Source organism: Cellulomonas chitinilytica (assembly GCF_016862675.1).
Classification (GTDB): domain Bacteria; phylum Actinomycetota; class Actinomycetes; order Actinomycetales; family Cellulomonadaceae; genus Cellulomonas; species Cellulomonas chitinilytica.
Genome location: NZ_BONK01000001.1, coordinates 495,065 through 513,306 on the forward strand (window position 1 = coordinate 495,065; position 18,242 = coordinate 513,306).

Annotated in this window: 14 protein-coding genes; 6 read left to right on the forward strand and 8 right to left on the reverse strand. The window is 75.4% G+C overall.

The features are described 5' to 3' along the window. Positions 1 to 12: 12 nt before the first annotated feature. Positions 13 to 1,401 (reverse strand): UTP--glucose-1-phosphate uridylyltransferase, encoded by a 1,389-nt coding sequence (locus tag Cch01nite_RS02290; protein WP_203747963.1) that lies wholly within the window; start codon positions 1,399 to 1,401, stop codon positions 13 to 15. 169 nt (positions 1,402 to 1,570) lie between these two features. On the opposite strand from Cch01nite_RS02290, the gene Cch01nite_RS02295 reads away from it, so the two are divergent. Continuing rightward, the gene (locus tag Cch01nite_RS02295) at positions 1,571 to 2,206 is read left to right on the forward strand and encodes a 5-formyltetrahydrofolate cyclo-ligase (protein WP_203747965.1); all 636 of its coding nucleotides are present in this window, start codon (positions 1,571 to 1,573) and stop codon (positions 2,204 to 2,206) included. Between the two features lie 31 nt (positions 2,207 to 2,237). On the opposite strand, the gene Cch01nite_RS02300 is transcribed toward Cch01nite_RS02295, so the two are convergent. After that, positions 2,238 to 4,805 carry a penicillin acylase family protein gene (locus Cch01nite_RS02300; protein WP_203747967.1) on the reverse strand — a complete coding sequence of 856 codons (2,568 nt, stop codon included), beginning with the start codon at positions 4,803 to 4,805 and terminating at the stop codon, positions 2,238 to 2,240. Positions 4,806 to 4,978: 173 nt separating this feature from the next. Here Cch01nite_RS02300 and Cch01nite_RS02305 point away from each other — a divergent pair, with 173 nt between their 5' ends. The 3 genes from Cch01nite_RS02305 (at position 4,979) to mscL (ending at position 6,974) form a co-directional block, all read left to right on the forward strand. Next, positions 4,979 to 5,320, forward strand: coding sequence for an FmdB family zinc ribbon protein (locus Cch01nite_RS02305; RefSeq protein WP_203747969.1), 342 nt, complete (start codon positions 4,979 to 4,981; stop codon positions 5,318 to 5,320). Positions 5,321 to 5,451: 131 nt separating this feature from the next. Beyond that, positions 5,452 to 6,147, forward strand: coding sequence for an SAF domain-containing protein (locus tag Cch01nite_RS02310; RefSeq protein WP_203747970.1), 696 nt, complete (start codon positions 5,452 to 5,454; stop codon positions 6,145 to 6,147). Between the two features lie 206 nt (positions 6,148 to 6,353). Continuing rightward, positions 6,354 to 6,974: a large conductance mechanosensitive channel protein MscL gene (gene mscL / locus Cch01nite_RS02315; RefSeq protein ID WP_239069748.1), complete on the forward strand. Its 621-nt coding sequence runs from the start codon at positions 6,354 to 6,356 to the stop codon at positions 6,972 to 6,974. A 12-nt stretch (positions 6,975 to 6,986) separates the two neighbouring features. Here mscL and Cch01nite_RS02320 read toward each other — a convergent pair whose 3' ends face one another. The 5 genes from Cch01nite_RS02320 to Cch01nite_RS02340 all read right to left on the reverse strand — a co-directional run bounded on the left by Cch01nite_RS02320 (position 6,987) and on the right by Cch01nite_RS02340 (position 14,691). Beyond that, positions 6,987 to 7,352 (reverse strand): hypothetical protein, encoded by a 366-nt coding sequence (locus Cch01nite_RS02320; protein ID WP_203747974.1) that lies wholly within the window; start codon positions 7,350 to 7,352, stop codon positions 6,987 to 6,989. A 57-nt stretch (positions 7,353 to 7,409) separates the two neighbouring features. Continuing rightward, positions 7,410 to 7,823 carry a hypothetical protein gene (locus Cch01nite_RS02325; RefSeq protein WP_203747976.1) on the reverse strand — a complete coding sequence of 138 codons (414 nt, stop codon included), beginning with the start codon at positions 7,821 to 7,823 and terminating at the stop codon, positions 7,410 to 7,412. 165 nt (positions 7,824 to 7,988) lie between these two features. Then, positions 7,989 to 12,695, reverse strand: a complete 4,707-nt coding sequence (locus tag Cch01nite_RS02330; RefSeq protein ID WP_239069749.1) for a PDDEXK-like endonuclease domain-containing protein — start codon at positions 12,693 to 12,695, stop codon at positions 7,989 to 7,991. 552 nt (positions 12,696 to 13,247) lie between these two features. Continuing rightward, positions 13,248 to 13,976 carry a zinc metalloprotease gene (locus Cch01nite_RS02335; RefSeq protein ID WP_203747978.1) on the reverse strand — a complete coding sequence of 243 codons (729 nt, stop codon included), beginning with the start codon at positions 13,974 to 13,976 and terminating at the stop codon, positions 13,248 to 13,250. A 160-nt stretch (positions 13,977 to 14,136) separates the two neighbouring features. Beyond that, the gene (locus Cch01nite_RS02340; RefSeq protein WP_203747981.1) at positions 14,137 to 14,691 is read right to left on the reverse strand and encodes a DUF308 domain-containing protein; all 555 of its coding nucleotides are present in this window, start codon (positions 14,689 to 14,691) and stop codon (positions 14,137 to 14,139) included. 208 nt (positions 14,692 to 14,899) lie between these two features. Between Cch01nite_RS02340 and Cch01nite_RS02345 the strand changes: the two genes are divergently transcribed. Further along, positions 14,900 to 17,209 (forward strand): DEAD/DEAH box helicase, encoded by a 2,310-nt coding sequence (locus Cch01nite_RS02345; protein ID WP_203747983.1) that lies wholly within the window; start codon positions 14,900 to 14,902, stop codon positions 17,207 to 17,209. Positions 17,210 to 17,289: 80 nt separating this feature from the next. Beyond that, positions 17,290 to 17,817, forward strand: coding sequence for a dirigent protein (locus Cch01nite_RS02350; RefSeq protein ID WP_203747985.1), 528 nt, complete (start codon positions 17,290 to 17,292; stop codon positions 17,815 to 17,817). Positions 17,818 to 17,838: 21 nt separating this feature from the next. Here Cch01nite_RS02350 and Cch01nite_RS02355 read toward each other — a convergent pair whose 3' ends face one another. After that, entirely contained in the window at positions 17,839 to 18,198 is a 360-nt protein-coding gene (locus Cch01nite_RS02355) for a nuclear transport factor 2 family protein (protein ID WP_203747987.1), read from the reverse strand. Positions 18,199 to 18,242: the final 44 nt, after the last annotated feature.

Below are 18,242 nucleotides of genomic sequence, written 5' to 3' on the forward strand. Positions count from 1 at the left end.
CGCAGAGGGCGGTCAGACGATGCCGTCGGGCCCCAGCTTCGCGCCGTCCGGCACCCGCGACGGCTCGCCCGGGTCGTCGAGCACGGCGTCGCCGGTCACGACCACTCCCGACCCGAACGTCCAGTCGCCCCGGACGCGCAGGGACGACGCGTCGACGAGCGACGGGGTCGCGGGCACGCGCTCGTCGAACGCCGCGATCGTCTTGTAGTGGTCCTCGTCGAGGTCGACGAACGGCGCCTCGACCTGGGCGGTGAGACGGCTGTCGTCCGCCAGCAGGTACACGTCGGAGCGCAGCACCAGCAGGTCGTTCGTCGTCTTGACCGGCAGGAACCGCGAGCGGTCCACCTCGAGGACGGCCGCGCCGTCGAACACCTCGATGGCGGCACCCATGGCCGACTCGATCTGGACGACCTTGGGCGACGTCTTGTCGCTCGGGTCGACCGTCTTCTCGTTGCGGATCAGCGGCAGGTCCAGCACGCCGCCGGTGCGCGCGAGCTCGTCGGACAGCGCCCGCAGGTCGAGCCAGAGGTTGTTGGTGTTGAAGTACGCGTGGCGGTCGATGTCGCCCGCGGCGGCGGCGTCCTCCGGGAGCGTCTGCGCCGACTCGCGCAGCACGATCCGGCCGTCGGCGGTGCGGACCACGAGGTGGCCGCCCTTGCGGTCGGCGGGCGTGCGTCGCGCGACCTCCGCCGCGAACGGGGCACCCGAGCGCGCGAACCACCCGGCGATCTGCGCATCGGGCGCGGCACCGAGGTTGTCGGAGTTCGAGACGGTCGCGTACCGGAAGCCCGCGTCGAGCAGGGCCTGCAGGACGCCCGACGCGTGCAGCGCCGTGTACAGGTCGCCGTGCCCGGGCGGGCACCACTCCAGGTCCGGGTCGGCGGGCCACTCCACCGGGGTCAGGTCGTCGGCCCGCAGCTTCGGCTCGCGGTTCTGGACGAAGTCGAGCGGGAGGCCGTCCACCGCGAGGTCCGGGTAGGCGGCGAGGGCCGCGAGGCTGTCGTCGCGGGTGCGGAAGCTGTTCATGAGGACGAGCGGGAGGCGGGCACCCGTCGCCGCGCGGGCGGCGAGGACCTGGCCGGCGATGACGTCGAGGAACGTGCGGTCGTCGCGGACCCGGAGCAGGGACTTGGCGCGGTCCATGCCCATCGAGGTCCCCAGACCACCGTTGAGCTTGATCACGGCCGTGACGGCGAGAGCGTCGCGGGCGACGTCGTCGGGGACGTCGAGGTCGGCGAGGTGCGGGACGTCGGTCAGCGGCGAGACGTCGCTCTCGGGGATCACCCCGGTCTCGCCGGACTCCAGGAGTCCGTAGAAGCGGGAGAAGACATCGATGGCGGTGGGGTGGACCTCCCCTTCGGTCATCTTGCGCTGGGCCTGTGCGAGTCCGGATGCGCTCATGCGGCGATGCTAGGTCGGTGTGGTCGCGCCACGCAGTGGCCTGCGTCACGTGGATTGTGACCTTTGTCCGTTGTCGCAGGTGGGCTGCGTGTGCCGCACCGAGATGTCACGAGACGTTCACAGAAGCCCGTCATGGTGGGGCCCCCGAACTGTTTGCGACACTGGACGCATGAGCAGCGTCGCCCAGCCCTACCCGCGCGTCTCCGAGGGGGACGAGGTCGAGGACGTGAAGGAGCGGCTGCGACGGGCGATCCGCGAGGCCCGCACCCAACGCTCGACCCGGCGGCGGGAGGCCGCGGCGCTCGCGCTCGCCGACGTGGTGACGTCCATCCCGGCCGTGGCCGGCGCCCGCTGCGTCTCCGTGTACGCCGCCCGGCCCACCGAGCCCGGCACCGGTCCCCTGCTCGAGGCGCTCGCCGCACGCGGCGTCCGCCTGCTCCTGCCCGTGCTCGGCACCGGCCTGCGCCGCGACTGGGCCGAGTACGCCGGCCCCGAGGACCTGCGCGAGCGCGCCCCCGGCCGGCCGCCCGAGCCCGGGTCGCCGACGCTCGGGGCCGACGCGCTCGCCGACGCCGACGTCGTCGTCGCCCCCGCGCTCGCCGTCGACACGTCCGGGGCCCGCCTCGGGCAGGGCGGCGGGTGGTACGACCGGGCCCTCGAGCACGCGCGCGACGGCGTGCTCGTGGTCGCCGTCGTGTTCCCCGAGGAGGTCTACGACGCGACCGTCCGGCCGCTGCCGCGCGAACGGCACGACCGGCTCGTCGACGTCGTCGCGACGCCCGACGGGTGGCAGCCGATCGGCTGACCCGGTCGACCCGGCCACCCGGCCGGGCTGGTCAGTCCTCGGCGGGGGTCAGCGTCAGCCGGTCCGTCGCGTCCGCGCTCGTCGCCGCCGGCGTGAACGGCCACGGGAACGTCCGCCCGTGCGCCCACGCGTCGAACTGGTCCGTGTAGTGCACGCTCGCCGGGTGACCGGACGTGCCGGTGAGGTTCACCCACGTCGACGAGTCCAGGTCGCCGAGGTCCACGACCATGCGCATCGACGGCGCCGACGTCACCTCGTACGAGCCCGAGCTCGCGTCCCACGACGTCGCGTCGACGATCGACGAGCCGCCACCCACCTCGATCGGCGTCGGGTTGACCAGCCGCCGCACGATCCACGGCACCGAGTCGCCGCCGAGCACCGCGTGCTCCGGGGCCGCGACGTGGAGCTGCCCCCAGCGCCAGTCCGTCGCCTCCCGGCCGAGCTGCTGCGTGAGCTCACGCCGCGCCGCGACCATCGCGCGGGTGAGCACCTCGTCCCGCCCCTCGACGACGCCGGGCGTGGACCGGTCGTCCCACCAGGGCGACGACGGGTCGTCGAGCAGCCGCCGGACCACCTCGAGCCAGCGGGAGTCGCCCGTCGGCGCGTGCCCGTCGGGCAGGTCGTCGGCGAACGCGAGCCGCAGCACGGTGGCCCACACCGCCGAGAAGTAGGCCGCGGCCGCCGAGTCGTCCGTCGACACCAGGTCCCACGACCGCAGGAGCTCCTGGCCGTCGTCGTCGTACGCGTTCGCGATGTCCAGGCCGACCAGCGTCGGGACCAGCATCTCGGCGTACGGGTTGCGCTGGTCCATCTGCAGCCTGCTCATGTCCGCGACCGTGAGCTTGTGCCCGGACTCGACCTGCCGGGTCAGCTCGTCGCGGATCCGCTGCGCGCGGTACCCGTAGTCCCAGTCGCCCGTCAGGAACGGCCCGACGCCCGCCGGGGTGACCGCCTGGTTGGCCGCCACCACGAAGCCGTCCGCCGGGTCGAGCGTGTGCGGCATCGACGTCGGGTCGACGAAGCCCTGCCAGTCGTAGGCGCTGTCCCAGCCCGGTCGCGGCCACGACCCGTCCGACGGCACCGGGCCGCCCGAGACGGGGGCGCGCACCGGGATGCGACCGGGCGCCTGGTAGCCGATGTGCCCGTCGGTCGTCGCGAACACGATGTTCTGCGCGGGGACCTCGAGCAGCGCGGCCGCGGCGGCGACGTCCGAGGCGTCACGGGCCGTGTTCATCGCGAGCAGCGCGTCCGCCGTGCGGCCGGGCTGCAGGGCGGTCCACGCCAGGGCCACCTCGAAGCGCGTCGTGCCGCCCGTCGTGGGCGCGCGGGCGACGTCGCCGAGGTCGAGGACGTCCGACACGATCGGGCCGTGCACCGTGTCCCGGACGGTGAGCTGGACGGGGTCGGCGCCGTTCACCTTGATCGTCTCCTGGCGCTGCGTGATCGGGGCCGTGCCGTCGTCGACCACCGTCGTGTCGCCGTCGACCCGCTCCAGGAAGAAGTCGGTGACGTCGGCGCCGAGGTTCGTCAGGCCCCACGCCAGGTGCGCGTCGTGCCCGATGACGACCCCGGGCATCCCCGCGTTCGCGAACCCGGCGACGTCGTAGGGGCACTGCGCCGACACGGGCGCGCAGCGCAGACCGACCTGCGCCCAGATCCCCGGCGCCGAGATGCCCAGGTGCGGGTCGTTCGCCAGGATCGGCTCGCCCGACTCCGTGTGCTCGCCCGAGACGACCCACGAGTTCGACCCGAGGCCGGCACCGTCGCCGACGAGGTGCGGCACGGCGTCGAGCGCGCGCTGCGCGGACGCCAGCGCCTGCTGGAGGTCGTCGTCCGCGAGGTCGACGCTCGCGGACGACGCGGTCGGCTGCACGGAGGTCAGCACGTCGTCCGACCCGAGGATCGGCTGGTTCATGTCCTGCGGGTACGCCGGGAACAGCTCGTCCACCCGCGCGACGTCCTGGACCGACGCGTACGTGACGGCCCGGTCGAGCTCGTCGTCGTAGTTGGCGCGCAGGTCCCACGCGAGCGCCTTCAGCCACGCGAGCGAGTCGACCGGGTCCCACCGCTCGGGCTTCGCGGTGTCGACCTGCAGCCCGAGCACCGTGTACTCCACCGCGATCTGCGACAGGTCGCGACGGTCGAGGTAGGCGTTGACGCCGTCCGCGTACGCCTGGAGGGCGTCCCGCGTGCTCTGGTCGACGAGGTCCCACTCCCGCTCCGCGACCCGGCGCCAGCCGAACGTGCGGATCACCTTGTCGGCGTCGAGCGCGTCCGCGTTGACGCCGACCAGCTCCGACAGGCGTCCCGCCGTCACGTGCCGCCGGTAGTCCATCTCGAAGAACCGGTCCTGCGCCGCGACGTAGCCCTGCGCACGGAACAGGTCCGCCGACGTGGTCGCCGCGATCGTCGGGACGCCCCGCTCGTCGCGCGTGACGGTCACCGTGTCCGCGAGACCGGGGATGCTCACCTCGCCCGACACCTCCGGCAGCGGGCGGCGGATCACGACGACCGCCGCGACCGCCGTGGCGACCAGCGCGAGGACAAGCAGGGTGGCGATCCCGAGGACGGACAGACGCAGGAGGCGACGACGAGGCACGCTTCGGAGGGTACTGGCCCCGCATGACGGGTTCGTCCGCAGGCCCCCTCGCGACCCGGGCGGAATGCCCCGCGCGGCCGAACCGTTACGATTGGCACTCGGACGATGCGAGTGCCAGGCGCCTGTCCCCGGCGCCGACGGCCCGACCAGCAGGAAGAGTGTCAGGAGACCCAGTGCCCACCTACGCCTACGCGTGCACGGCGTGCGGCCACGCCTTCGAGATCCAGCAGTCGTTCAGCGACGACTCCCTCACGGTCTGCCCCGAGTGCGAGGGACGCCTGCGCAAGGTGTTCTCGTCGGTGGGTGTCGTGTTCAAGGGGTCCGGGTTCTACCGCAACGACGCGCGCTCCGGCTCCGGCTCGAAGTCGAGCTCGTCGATCCCGGCGGCGACCTCGTCCGAGTCCTCGACGACGAGCACGTCGTCGTCCGGGTCGACGTCGACGAGCACTCCTGTCGCCGCGGGGTCGTCGTCCGGGTCGTCGGGCACCGCGTCCGCGCCCGCTGCCTCCGCCTGACGCGCGCCGCTCGACCTGGCCTCGACCGGTCGCCCCCGGCGAGGCGTCCACAGCCCGGACGCGTTCGTCCTCGTCCACGGGGGCCCGGCACTCGGAGACAGCCCACCTGCTGGGGCACCTAGCGTCCGGGCATGCCTCGTGACCGCCACCCGTCGCCCCCTCTCGCGCCGCCTCTGCCGCCCGTCGGCCGCGCGTCGCGGTCCCTCGCGTGGCGGGCCGTGCTGTGGCGGAGCCGGTTCGTCGTCGCGGCGCTGTGCCTCGGCGTCGCCGCGGCCGCGCTGACCGAGGCGGTACGCCCACCGGCTCCCGCGACCGTGCCCGTCGTCGTCGCGGCGCACGACCTCGACGCCGGGTCCGCCCTGACGGTGGGCGACGTCGAGGTCCGCCACCTCCCGACCGCCGTCGCACCGGCGCGGACATACCCGCGGGCGTCCGACGTCGTCGGCGCGTCGACCGCAGTCCCCGTCGGTGCCGGGGTCCCGGTCGTCCCCGGCCTCCTCGTGCCCGACGACGTGCACGGGCCGGCGGGCACCGTGGTCGCCGCCGTCCGGTTCTCCGACCCCGCCGTCGCCGGGCTGCTGCGCCCCGGGGCGCACGTCGACGTCGTCGCCGCGACACCCGAGGGGGCGGTGGACGGCACGGTCGCCGTCCGGGCGCTCGTGCTCCCGGTGCCCGACGTCACGGGCACGACGAACGGCGGCGGGCTGCTCGGCGACCCCGGCTCGACCGACCCGCCGCCCGTCCTGCTCGCCGTGTCACCCGCCGAGGCCACCGCGCTCGCGGGGGCAGCCGCCGCCGCGCTGCTGTCCCCCGTCGTGGTGCCGTGAGTCCGGTCGGGTCCCGACCGTCCGACGCCCGGATCGACGGCCCGGTCGCGATTGCCCGGTCCCGTCTGCCCGGTCCCGTTTGCCCGGCCGACCCGTCTGCCGGGATGATCGGCGGACCGACGATCCCCGGGGGGCCTGCGCTGCACCTGCCGCGCCGCGGACCGCCCAGGACGCCCAGCAGTGCCGCCGACCAGCGAGGGGACGACGTGACGGACGCGATCACCACCGGCCTGCGAGGCGCCGGACAACGGCTCTCCGGACTGCCCAAGGTCTTCCAGGGGTTCAAGGACTTCATCTCACGCGGGAACGCGATCGAGCTGGCGGTCGGCGTCGTCATCGGTGCCGCCTTCGGCGCCGTCGTCACCGCCCTCAACGAGGCGTTCATCAGCCCGCTCATCGGCTGGATCTTCGGCAAGCCCGACCTCAACGAGCTCTGGGACATCGGGCCCTACACGTGGAACGACAGCATCGAGGCGGAACCGATCAAGGTCGGCGTCATCCTCAACGCGCTGCTCGCGTTCCTGCTGACCGCCGCCGCGATCTACTTCCTCGTCGTGCTGCCGCTGAACGCCCTGGCCGCACGCCGCAAGCGGGGCGAGGAGGAGGAGCCCGCCGCGCCGGCCGAGGAGATCCTGCTGCTCCAGGAGATCCGCGACCTCCTCGCGGCCCAGGTGACCCCGGCGGTGCTCAACGACGCCGGAAGCGGGCCGACGGGCACCGGACCCGGCACCACCGGCACCGGCGCGACCGGACACGGCACGACGGGACCTGGCGCGACCGGACCCGGCACACCGCCGCCGCCGGTACCGCCTGCGCCGCGGGTCTGACGGTCCCCTAGCTCACCAGTGCGGCGGCTTGTCCCGATGGAGGCGGTCGTCGTTCGAGTCGATGCTGCCGCCGCCCCAGCCGACGTCCGAGTCGTCGGCGCTGCGGAGCGCCACGGCAGGGTCCGGGGTGCTGGCGGGTGCCTGCGCGGCAGGTGCGTGCGCAGCCGCTGCGTGCGCGGCCGATCCGGCTGCGGCCGACGCGCGCGGGGCTGGTGCGTGCGGGGTGGATGCCTGTGCCGGGGTTCGGGGGGCGTCGGTCGGGAACGCCGGCAGCGTCGAGACGAGGATCGTGTCGTCGGTCCCGACGGTGCCCGCCCGTCGCACGGCACGACGCGGGGACTTCCCGGTCGGGCGCTCAGCGCCGGGCTGCGAGGTCATGCGTCGATGATCCCATCGATCCGTCGGCCGACTCGGTCCGTCAGCCGGCTCGGTCCGTCAGTCGACCGGGCGCTCCCGGTCGGCGACGAGGTGCGAGGCGTCCGGACCATCGGCCGCCGAGGCTGCCGCTCGGTCGGGTGAGGGCACGCGCTGACGCCGACGCAGCACCACGGCGACGACGACGAGGACGACCGCCTCACCGAGCCGGACGGCCCCGTCGACCAGCGCTTCGTTGCCCGAGCGCAGGACGGTCGCGATGTCCCAGTACGGGCCGTCCTTCGGGTGTGCCGGGTCCACGTCGGCGTAGAAGCGCTCGGCGATGTACCAGTGGTTCGCCCAGACACCGACCTTCCACACCCCGAGCGCGCCCAGCACGACCGCAGCGACGACCGCCCACGCGGCGACCCGGCCCGACCACAGCGCGTGGTCCTCGGTGCCGACACGGCGCACCTCGCCGCGAACCGTCTCCATGGCTGGTCTCCTCGTCGCCCCGACCGTCGCCGGACAGCGGGTCCGGCGCGCCATGTCTACCGGACGCCCGGGCTCCTCGTCCGGCGTTCGCGCACGTGACGTCGCCCTGTCGAGCTGCGTCGACCGGCTCGTGCCGCGCCCGGACCGGGTGGGCGCGAGGAGACGTCAGCGCAGGGCGCGCGTGATGGCCGAGCGGACGGCCGTGTCGACACGGTACGAGCGGCGGGTGATGCCGAGCTCCTTGCGCAGCGCCGCCCCGAGCTGGTCGCGCGTGCGCTCCTCGCCGTCGGACACCAGCCAGGCGACGATCTCGTCGAGCTGGTCGTCGCTGTACGCGCCGATCGGCAGGCCGCTGCGGACGTCCGGGCGGGGACGCGTCGGGACCGCGAGCGACAGCTGGACGGCGCGGGGCGACGTCGGGCCGTCGGCCGGCCCGTCCGTGGTCGCCACGCCGCCGTGCGCGCCCGACCCCGCCGAGGAGACGACCGGCGTCGCACCCGTCGCGGGACCGACGGCCACCGGGACGGCACCGGTCGTGCCGGACGGGACCGCGGGCGTCGCACCCGTCGCAGGCGCAGGCGGGACCACGGGCGTCGCAGCGGTGGTCGTGCGAGGAGCGGCGGGCGTGGCGCCGGTCGTCGCGCGGTTCGTCGCCGCGGGCGTCGTGCCCGTCGCGGCGGGAAGCTCGTCGGGCTCGTCGGCCTCCACGATCGTGTCGGGAACGCCGAGCACCAGCGGAGCCGTGCGCGGTGCTGCCGGTGCGGGCACACGGGCGTGCACCGCGCGGCGGATGCGGTCGACCTCGGCCTGCGGGTCGAGGAACGCCGCCGCCGACCACACGCGGAGCACCGACCACCCCAGCCGCTCGAGGCGGTCGGCCATCAGCCGCTCGCGGACCCGGATGGACGGCTCGGCCACGTAGGCGTCGTCGTCGGTGAGGACCGCGACGAGCAGCTCGCCGGGGGCGTCGGGATGGCCGACGACCATCGGGATGCGCGTGCCGCCGGGGATGCCGTGGTCGACCTCGACGACCAGGCCGTGCCGCCACAGGCGCTCGGCGAGGTCCAGCAGGAGCCGGTCGGGATCGTCGGAGGGCGTACCGGTGACCGCCGGGGCGCCGACGACCGGCAGGACACCGGTCGACACGCGGACGACCGGGCTCGCACCCGTGCGGCGTCCGACCACCGGCACGACACCCGTCGACACCCGCAGCGGCGCACCGTCCGCGGCCGGGACCGCGGCGTCGGCCGCGCCGGCCGAGGTCGACGTCGACTCCGACGACGACGCCGCAGCAGCGGTCGCGGCGACCACCGGGGTCGAGCCGGTCGACGTCCGGCGGTCCGTCACGGGGGGCGTCGCGTCGGCCACGTCGTCGGACGCGACCGCGACCAGGTCCTCGCCGGTCTCCCCGGCACCGCGGCGGGCCGTGAAGTCGAGCAGGTCCCGCAGGAGCCGCGGGCCGGCGCCGCGCACGCGTTCGGGGTCGAGGTCGTCGGCGCCGAAGCACGCGACGACGACGAGCCGGTGCCGGCTCGCACCGAGGGCGTCGAGCAGGAGGGCGTCGCCGCCGGGCTCGCTGATCGGGCCGAACGTGTGCAGGACGCGGCGGTGCGGCGTGCGGCCGTAGCCGAGCGACAGGATGATCGCCTCGCGCCGCAGCCCGGAGACGCCGGCGAGGTCGGTGACGGCGAACGGCTCGTTCCGGCCGGAGTCGAAGAACGCGGCGAGGGCCGGGTTCCCGCGGACCTCGGATAGCACCGCCTCCCGGACGGCCTCGGCGTGCGCGGGCGACGGGGTCACGACCGCCAGCGACTCGTCGGGGTGCAGGAGGGCGTGGTTCAGCACGAGCTCGACGACGTGCTCGACCTCGGTGCGGGTCGACGCGACGGCACCCGACGCGTCGGGCATCCCGGTGCCGTCCACGACGTCGAGGCGCACGAGCGGCGTGTTCTGCGGCAACGGTGTCGGGACGAGCACTCCGGCGTAGCCGTGGGCGGCGAGGAACGCGGTGAGGTACGGGTCCCGGCGGGAGGCGCCGGCCTGCAGGGCGACGGTCGGCAGCACGTCGGCGAGGTCCTTGACCGCGCTGCCGGACGCGCAGCGGGCGTCGCCGATGACGACGACCTGCCGGCCGCGGGCGATCGCGGCGAGCGCCATCTCGACGGACAGGTGCCCGGCGGAGTCGAGCACCACGAGGTCGACGGTGCGGGTCGCGGGCAGCACCTGCGGCACGAGCATCGGGCTCGCGGCGATGACGGGCCGCAGCCGGCGGGCGACGTCGGGATGCCGGGCGAACGTGTCGCGCAGCGACGTGAGGCGCTCCTCGACGAGCTCGGCGAACAAGGATTCGGCCTGCTCGCGGTGCTGGCGCAGGGTCGCGGAGACGTGGCCGACGACGGCGGTGAGCACCGGTCCGGACAGCGACGCGACGTGCTGACGGTCGAGCGCGGCGTACTGGGCGGACAGGCCGCCGAGCGCGGTGCCGTCGTAGCCGGTGAGGGACGGGTCGGCCGTGAGGATCTGCTCGATGACCGTGCTCCACCAGGCCAGGTCGAGCTCGGCGGGGCTCAGCGCGGGGTCGACGCGGCGGGTCGCGAGGTCGTCGACCAGCGGGCCGAGACCGGCGGCGCGCAGCCGGTGCAGCAGGCCGGTGCGGGCGGGCAGCGTCTCGAGCGCCCCGGTGTCGGCCCGGAGCCGGGTGAGGCGCTCGACGAGCACGTCGAACGGGAGGGACGCGAGGTCGGCGCCCGCGGGGGTGGTCGCGAGGACCTCGTCGAGCGCCTGGACGTCGAGGCTGAGGGCCTGCTGCTCGTCCTCGATCTGCTCGAGCGCGTCGGGCAGCCGCGGCCAGCCCCCGGCGGGGCAGTGCGCCTGCCACACCTCGCGCTGCGCCTGCACGTCGAGGAGTGCCGTGTGCAGGTCGGCGACGGGCCGGCCGGGTCGGACCATGTCCTTGGCCTGCTTGCGGAGCCGTCGGCGCAGCCAGAAGCCCATCGCGACGCCGCGCTCCTCGCGCCACTGCGGGGTGGCCGTCGCGGCGACGAGGTCCGCGGCGGTGCGCTCGAACACGATGGGCAGGAAGTCGTCGAGCGCGCCGCGGACCCCGTCGAGCATGCGCAGCTGCTCGGTCCACGTCGCGAGGGACGTCGCCTGCGTGAGGCCCGTCTCGGCGGCGACCTGGGCGGTCCGCTCGACGAGCGCCGGCAGGGCGCCGTCGAGCAGGCGGTCGAGCCGGTGCACCACGACGTCCGCGTCGGCGGGGGTGCGCAGGTCCGCGCCGTACCACGGGGTGTCCGTCGGCCGGACCTTGAACGCACCGAGCTCGCCGGCGCGCACGAGGTCGGCGGCCAGCTCGGCACGCCGCTCCTCGTCGAGCAGGCGCGCGACGTCGGGGTCGAGCCGCACCGTCGTGCGGGGCGCCGGCCGGGTCGACGTGAGCCGGGCGAGCTGCTGCAGGGCGTCGTACGCGGAGACGCGCCACGGCTCGCGGGGGACGTGCAGGGAGTCGACGTACCCGCGCAGCCGCTCACGGCTCGCGACGAGCCGGGCGCGCAGGGTGTAGACGGCGTCCACGTCGACGGTGGGGGCCTCGAGGGTCATCGCGCCGAGCAGCCGACGAGCCGCGGCGCTGCGCCACCCGGCCTCGGGCGCGACGTCGAGCAGCAGGTCGCCCAGGCCGAGCGCGTCGAGCCGGTCCGACAGGGCCGTGGCGGCGCGGCGGTGACCCGGCACGTACAGCACCGTGCGTCCCGACGCGGCCGCGTCGGCGACGACCGCTGCGAGCGTGCCGGTCACGTCGGACCCGGCGGGGGCGTCGACGAACAGGTGCGTGCCGGTCGACAGGACGTCGAGGACGTGCTGCTGGGCGGGGTCGAGGTCCCCGACGCCACGCTCCACCCCGGGGTCCCGGTCGCCCGAGACGGGCGGCGGGAGCCGACGACGCAGCCGGTCGCGCTGCTCGTCGACCCCGGCGAGCGCCGCGACGAGCTCGTGGTGGCCGAGGGTGCCGGTGAGGTTGTCGAGGTCGTCGACCAGGACCTGCCCGGGGTGCACGAACGTGCCCACGACGACCCGCTCGGTGAGCGTGAAGTCCTCCAGGACGGCGTCACCCAGGGACGCGAGCCGCTGCAGCGCACCCCGCGGGTCGAAGCCCGAGCCGGTGAACGCGCCGCGGGCGACCGCGCCCGGGTCGAGCAGCGCGCCGCGGCTGCGCAGGGCGCGCGCGAGGACCGGGTTCACCTCGAGGGACGGCTCCAGGGCGAGCTCGTAGTCGGCCTCCCCGGTGCCGCGCGCGCGCAGCGTCACGGGTCGCAGGAGCACGGGGGCGCGGACGGTGCGCGGCGCCGGACGGCCCGTCTCGGCCTCGTCCGGGCGTCGCGCCTGCCGGGTCACGGAGGCCAGCGCGGCCATGTCGTCCGCCGCGACGAACGGCGTGGTGCGCTCGGTCCACGTGGCGACGCCGATCGCGAGCGACGTCGGCGCGATCCCGTACCGGTGCGCGTACACCGCCGCACGGGCCCCGACCGCGCGGGCGCGACGCCGCGCGGTCGACAGCGCGGCACCCTCGCGGACCAGGTTCGACAGCCGCGTCGCCCGGCCGGCGAAGAGCTGGGCCATGCCGGACGGGTGGGCGGCGGTGAGGTCGAGCGCGGCCTCGCCGAGCAGCTCGACGTCGACGAGGGTCGACCCGCCGGCGGCCTCGACGAGCGCGGCACGCCAGCCGGCGATCGCCCCCTCGAGGATCTCCGAGGACGACGGGGGCACGACGAGCGACACCGCCCGCTCGCCGTCGGTCGGGTCGGTCATCGTGGTCGCTTCGGTCGCGGGAGCCGGGTCGGGTCCCGTGCCGGGAGTGCGCGCGGGGACGGTCACCCTGCGAACGGTAACCGGCCCCCCGGGGCGCGTGGACGTGGCGCGCCGGGCGCGCCGAGGTTCGCCCGAGGGGGTGGCACGACACCCGGCGACGCACGTGCACCCGCGGGCGGACCCGCGCCGGCCCGGAGCCCGGACGGGTGTGGGAACCGGTGTGGGAACGGGCGACCGTGCGGATCCGCGACGGCCGGCGGCGCCGTCGCGGCACCCCACGGCGGGTCGCGTCCGGGCCGACAACGCAAGAGCGGGACGGATCTCGAGGACCCGTCCCGCTCTCGGACGTAGAAACGGTGCGCACCGCGCAGGGGGCAGGCGATGCGCACCGTCGAGTACGAGTGTGGGGCACGGAACGGCTTCTGGTCAAACGTCCAAGCCACCTGTCCAGGGTGATTCACACGAACGGATTCAGGACCGTCCGGAGGGGGGCGCCGGGCTTGTCGGGAGTGTCCGTCCTGCCACCCGCGAGCTCGGCGGACCGAGGGTCCGCGGCTGTCGCGAAGGCGCTGGTCAGCGTGCTGCGACGCCCCGCTGCGCGCGGTGGACGAGCGGCCGTCAGAGGCAGCCGGCCGCCGCACCGACACGACGCAGCCCGGCCACGTCACCGGCCTGGAACTGCGGGAGCGACGCGTCGCCCAGCCCGGCCGCCATCACCTGCCGCGGGTCGTCGACGTGGGTCAGGCCGACCGTGTGCCCGAGCTCGTGCAGCAGCGCCGTCCCGACCGAGCGACCGGGGGCGAACCCGGGCTCGAGGCCGTCCTCGACGTCGAGCACGAGGTGCGCGTGCCAGATCCGGGACGCCGCCCGCGTCGTCGTCCACACGGCACCGCCCTGGCCCGCGACGCCGCCCGCGAGCGCAGGCACGGTCGCCGCGTCGGTCCACGCGACCACCAGGTCCGCGTCGGGCTCGCGCACCCCGGTGTCGGCGTAGGGCAGGTAGGTCGTCGAGCCGACGACCTCGAGGTGCAGGCCGGAGGCGGCCTCGAGCCGCGCCAGGGCGGCTGCGACGAGCGTGTCGGCGTCGGCGGGCGCCCGCGGGTCGGAGTGGTTCACCCGGACCCGGATGGTCGCGCAGGGGTTCCACCGGGCGACGTGACCGTGCTCGTCGACGTGCAGCAGCGCGTACGGGGCGGCCGGGGTGCTCGGGGCGAACGGCTCGCGCGCGTCGGGCGGCAGCGCGGTGCCCGTCGTGCCGACGGCGGCCAGGACGGCGGACAGCGCGACGCCGAGGACCGGCCGGGCGCGGCGCAGCCGGGCGCGCACCGCCGATCGGGTCCCGTGCACGCGCCGCTCCTCGCCGCCCTCGACGTCGTCGTCGACGTCGAGGAGAGGAATCGGCGCGTGGCACGCGGCGCTTGATGCGCCGGACGGGTGGGGCGGTGCACGCGCGACGGCGGCGGCCCGGGCCGTCAGGGCGCCCGGGCCGCCGTCGGGTCGGACGGGGTCAGGCGGGTGCGGGCTCCGACGCCGCCTTCCGGACGCGCAGCCGGCCGAGCGTCGCCATCGTCAGGCCCTCGACCAGGATCTGGATGCCCAGCAGCAGCCCCAGCAGCTTCTCGGTCGCGGCCTCCGGGTCGACGAGGACCCACACCCCGAGCGCCAGGGACACCAGGCCACCGATGGCCAGGAGCGCCTTGTACCGCTCCGCCTGGAACGCCATCACGATCCGGACGATGCCGCCGGTGAAGAACAGGGCGCCCGCGAGGAGGGTCAGCGTGAGGGCGCCGATGGTCGGGTTCCTGATCATGAACAGGCCGATCGCGGTGAGGATCGCCCCACCGACCGCCGCCCAGATCGCACCGCCCGACCGGATGCGCAGGAGCGCACCGAGCAGCAGCAGGATGCCGCTGATGAGCGTCATCCAGGCGATGAACCAGATCGAGATCTTCGTCGCGACGGCGACGTCGCCCAGCAGCACGAGCCCCGCGACGATCAGCACGAGGCCGAGCACGACGTCCAGACCTGTCCGTCGCCGCTCGACCACCACGGTGGAGGTCATCACACCCACATCCCCTCGGGCAGCACGCCCAGGTCCCGGTGGTGCACGTGCGCTGCGGCCCCAGGTCAGGAACCTGTCGGCGCCCGTCATTTCGGACACTAGCGCCGCGGGACCCGGACGCGCGGCGGCACGACGGGGTGGCGCCCGGATCGTGCGCACCCGGACGTCCACCGGCCCGGACCGGGCGCGGCCACCTATCCTCTGGCGGGTGAGCGGCACGCCACCGAGCCCGTCCGACGGCCCGTCGTCCGGCGCACTCCCCGACCCGGCCCCCGGCGCGCTCCCCGGCACGCCGTCCGGCCCGGCCCCCGGCCCGCAGGCCCGCGAGGTCGTCGAGGACCACCGCGCGCTCGCCGCCCGGGCGCAGGCGGTGCTCGACGTCATGGACGCGACGACCGTCGGGGTCGCGGCGCTCGTGGCGCAGGACCGGGAGGACCGCGTCCGCGCCGAGCTCGCGCAGGTGGAGGTCGACCGGCTCGGCGACATGACGGAGAAGAACCTGCGGCTGTCCGCGCTGGCGGCCGCCGGGTACCGGACCGTCGCCGACCTGCTCGGACGCGGCGCGGTGGAGCTCGACGCCGTGCCGGGCGTCGGGGCGCAGACCGCCCGGAGCGTGGTCGCCGCCGTCGACCAGCTCGCCGACGCGGTCCGGGCGGGCACCCACGTGCGGATCGAGCTCGACGACCGAGGCCGGCCGGACTCGGCGGCGACCGTCGAGCTGCTGCGCCTGCTGCACCGGGCGATGCGCCTGCGGCCGCTCGTCGAGCCGCAGCGCTCCCGGCTCACGGACTACACGGCCGCGGTCGGCCGCCTGCTCCCCCGGGCGGCGCGGGCCACGTCACGGCTGCGGTTCGCGCTGTCCCGTCGGACGACGAAGGAGCGGGCCCTGTCCGCGCTGCGCAGCCTGCGCGCGTGGGAGCCGTGGCTCGCGTCGACGGACCTGCGCCGGGTCGTCGACGACCTGGGCCGGGCGACCGCCGAGCCGGACGCGCCGTCGAGCGCCCTGTGGGACGACTTCGAGCGGCGTTCCGCCACGTACTACTCCGAGCTGCAGACGATCGTCCCGTCCGCGGTGAACGTGCTGGCCGCGCGGGGCATGCTCACGTCCGAGCTCGCCGACCGGGTCGCCGCCCACCCGCTCGACCTGTCCTACCTGCGGGTGCAGCTGCGCGGGTACCAGGAGTTCGGGGCCCGCTTCGCGCTGCACCAGGGGCGGGCGCTGCTGGGTGACGAGATGGGCTTGGGGAAGACCGTCCAGGCGATCGCGGCGATGGCCGACCGTGCGGCGAGCGGCGAGCGGCACTTCCTCGTCGTGTGCCCGGCGAGCGTGCTGGTCAACTGGGTCCGGGAGGTGGCAGAGCACTCCGCGCTGACACCGCACCGGCTGCACGGCCCCGGCCGGGACGCCGCGGTCCACGAGTGGGTCGCGCAGGGCGGGGTCGGCGTGACGACGTTCGAGGGGCTCGCGCACCTGCCGCTGCCCGGAGCGGACGGCGGGCTCGCGGTCGACGAGCTCGGCATGGTCGTCGTCGACGAGGCGCACTACGTGAAGAACCCGGAGGCCCGGCGGTCGCGCGCGGTGCGCGCCTGGACCGACACGACGTGGCGGGTGCTGCTGCTCACGGGGACGCCGATGGACAACCGGCTCGAGGACTTCGTCGAGCTCGTCCGGCTGGTGCAGCCGAACGTCGCCGACGGGTTCCCCGCCCACCTCGGGCTCGTCGGCGGCGACGCGTTCCGGGAGGCCGTCGCCCCCGTCTACCTGCGGCGCAACCAGCGCGACGTGCTCGTCGAGCTGCCCGAGCTCGTGCTCGTCGACGAGTGGGAGGACCTGTCCCCCGCGGGCGAGACGGCGTACCGGGCGGCCGTGGCGAGCGGGAACTTCATGGCGATGCGCCGCGCCGCGTTCCTCACGCCCGACCCGCGTGACTCCGCGAAGCTCGAACGGCTGCTGGAGATCGTCGAGGACGCCGGGCTCAACGGGCACCGGACCGTCGTGTTCTCGTTCTTCCGGGACGTCATCTCCGTGGTGGACACCGCCCTGCGGGCCGCGGGTGTGCCCGTCTTCGGTCCGCTGACCGGCTCCGTCCCCGCCGAGGAGCGGCAGGCGATCATCGACGCGTTCGGCGCCGCCGGTCCCGACGCGGTGCTCGTCGCGCAGATCACCGCCGGGGGCGTCGGGCTCAACATGCAGGCCGCGAGCGTCGCCGTGCTGTGCGAGCCGCAGCTCACGCCTGCCGCCGAGGCGCAGGCCGTCGCCCGGCTGCACCGGATGGGCCAGGTCCGCAGCGTGCGCGCGCACCGGCTGCTCGCCGAGGACGGGGTCGACGAGCGGATCACCGAGATCCTCGACGGCAAGCGGCGGGTGTTCGACGAGTACGTGCGCGACTCGGCGCTCGCCGCGTCCTCCGTGCACGCCGTCGACGTCACCGAGGCCCGGCTCGCCCGGGAGGTCGTCGCCGCCGAGCAGGCCCGACTCGGGTACGGGCCGGTGTGGGAGGAGGAGCTGGCTCCTTGACGGCCCCGGCGGGGGCGCGGACCGTCGAGGAGGGCCGTCGACGTCCCGGCGGACCACGCCGACCAGGGTCAGGAGCCATCATGCGCAGGTCACTCGTCGCCGTCGTCGTCGCCGGTCTCGCCGTCGTCACGCTCACGGGCGCGTCCGCCGGTGCGTCGGCGGGCTCCCCCGTCGGGTCCGGCCGGGACCGGACCCTGTCGTTCGACGTGCAGTTCTCCGGGTTCTTCCTCCTCGACTTCGGCCCGACGGGCGTCCGCGAGGTCCCCTCGGTCGCCGACCCGGACCTGAGCCCGAGCCGCGGCGACCAGATCGTCTTCGAGGACACCCTCTTGCGCGGCGGCACGGTGGTCGGGTCCGGCAGCGGCACGTGCACCGTGACCGCGGTGGTGGCCGCCGACCCGCCGATCGCCCTCGCCTGCCAGGTGACCTACCAGCTGCCCGACGGGCAGGTGGCCGCCCAGGGTCGCGCGTCGAACGCACCCGTGAAGAACCTGGCCGTCGTCGGAGGCACCGGCCGGTACTCCGGGGCGAGCGGTGAGCTGACCGTCACGGAGAACGGGGACGAGGCGAACACCGGGTCGCTCGTGATCCGGCTCGACCGGCACTGACCGCGGCCCCGGCCCGGGCCCTCAGCCGGCGGCGCGCGCCTGCGCGAACGGCAGCCGGTCGAACACGATCGTCATGCGCGTGATCCGCCCGTCGGCGACCTCGACCCGTTCGGCGCCGGGGGCGTGCGGGACGAGCGTCGTCTCGGTGTCGTAGAGCACCACGGCGGACTCGTCGTCCCCGAAGGCTCCGAGCACCTCGGTGCGGGTCGTCATGGCCGCGAACGGGCCCATGAACGCGCGGAACGCGTCGCGGCCCACGACGGGGCCCGCGGGGGCGTCGCACACGACGTCGGGGGCGACGAGCGCCATCGCGGCGTCGAGGTCGTGGCTGCTCCACGCCCGGTGGTAGTCGAGGGCGGTCTGCAGGGCTGCGGCGGTCATGCGTCCTCCTGAGGTGTCGGTCCGTCCCCGGTACCGACGCCGCG